This is a genomic window from Marinimicrobium locisalis (assembly GCF_039822625.1).
Lineage (GTDB): Bacteria > Pseudomonadota > Gammaproteobacteria > Pseudomonadales > Cellvibrionaceae > Marinimicrobium > Marinimicrobium locisalis.
Genome location: NZ_JBDLLG010000067.1, coordinates 1 through 1,527, shown reverse-complemented (window position 1 = coordinate 1,527; position 1,527 = coordinate 1). Strand labels below are relative to the sequence as shown.

The window sequence follows — 1,527 nt, the reverse complement described above, 5'->3', positions numbered from 1 at the left end:
CTGGAAAGCGTGGTTGCTCTGTTGAAGGTTCAGGGTATCTGATTCGCCGCCGCCCTCGATGTGTTCGACCCGCCCATCACCGGTCAATGTAAAGGTATCTTCTCCCGAGCCACCCACCAGGTGTTTGAAGCCGGAGAAGCTCAAGCCGCTGTCCAGCTCGCCTCGGTACTCACCGTCGATGGTCCAGGTGGTGGCCGCCTCGTTGGTGCCCACCAGCCGGTGAACGTAGTCGGTGCTGGCGTTCACCGTGTCGATATTTTGGAGATAGGTGTCGGCATCGCCGCCTTCGCGCAGCGTGAAGCCCAGGGCGTGGGTGGCGCCGGTGACGGTCACGGTGTTGGTGTTGCCACCGCCGTCCAGCGTGCCGTCCATTCGGCCGACTCCCGAAAAAACAAACTCATCCAGGTGGTCAGCCCCTTCCAGGGTGGTAAAGTTACTGAAGTAGAGCCTCTTGCCATCAGAGGTTTCCAGCACGCCGTCGTTAACACCGTCCACCGCATCAAGCCCTTGGCGCTGATCGGTCAGAGTCCAAGTATTTGAGGTGCTGTTGTTGGAGACACGTAGAGTGCTGCCGTGGTTGGCTTCATTGCCATAATGACCGATCACGCTTTCTATGTCGGCAATGGACAGTGTACCGCCCAGCGTGTTCTGGCCAACGGTCAGCTCGATCGCCCCTTCTTTTAGGGAGAAATCCAACACATCCAGTTGATTACCCCCACGTAGGGTGCCGGTGATATCGCCCTGGCCTTCCACGTTAAAGACATCACCCCGGTCACCCCCCGCGAGCTCCCCGAAGCCCGAGAATTCGACACTGAAATTTTGCCCGTTATTCACCCACTTCAAGGTGCCCTCGTTTTCGGCGTCGATGGTCCAGGTATGGGCTTGGCCCGCGGCGCCACGCAGGGTGTTATCACCCTGGGTGGGCGTGTGGCCTTCCAATACTTCAAAGGAGGCCAGGTCGACCGTGGCCGCCGGGTGATTTCCCAGGGAAATATCGAGCGCGGTGTCGGTGCTGAACTCGGTAAAGTTAAAGGTATCGGTATTGCCGCCCCCGTTAATGGCACCGGTAAACGCCGTATTGCCAGTGAGTTTAAAGGTATCCTCCCCGCTACCGCCGTTCAAGGCACTTACGCTGGAAAAGCTCAAGGCTCGGTCAAACAGACCACCGCTGGCGGTGCCTGGGCTCGTGGTCACGCGGCCGGTCTCGGCCCCGGTCAGCGCCCACTGGTTGGTGCCGCTGTCCAATGTCAGAGTGGTTTTGCCGTTACCGATAATATCGTTGATGTTCTCAATATCCCAACTCGGGCCGCCGGCGCCGTACGTCAGGGTAACTGCGGGGTCGTAGGCGCTCAAATCCAGCGTATTGTCCGGCCGCACACCCTCGGCGTTCTCAAGGTTGGCGCCCCCGTCGATGGACCCGGCGAAGGCCGTCTCGCCACTCAACGTAAAGGTGTCCGCCGCGTCGCCGCCGCGCACGGTGGCGACTTTCTCAAAGGTCAGGTTATTATTCAGGGTGCCGCCCTCGGC

The 1,527-nt window shown here is 59.9% G+C and carries 1 protein-coding gene; it reads right to left on the bottom strand.

Translation table 11 applies throughout. From position 1 onward, the window contains the following. A partial coding sequence (locus AAE514_RS18405) for an autotransporter outer membrane beta-barrel domain-containing protein (protein WP_347333024.1) occupies positions 1-1,527 on the bottom strand: 1,527 nt, incomplete at both ends.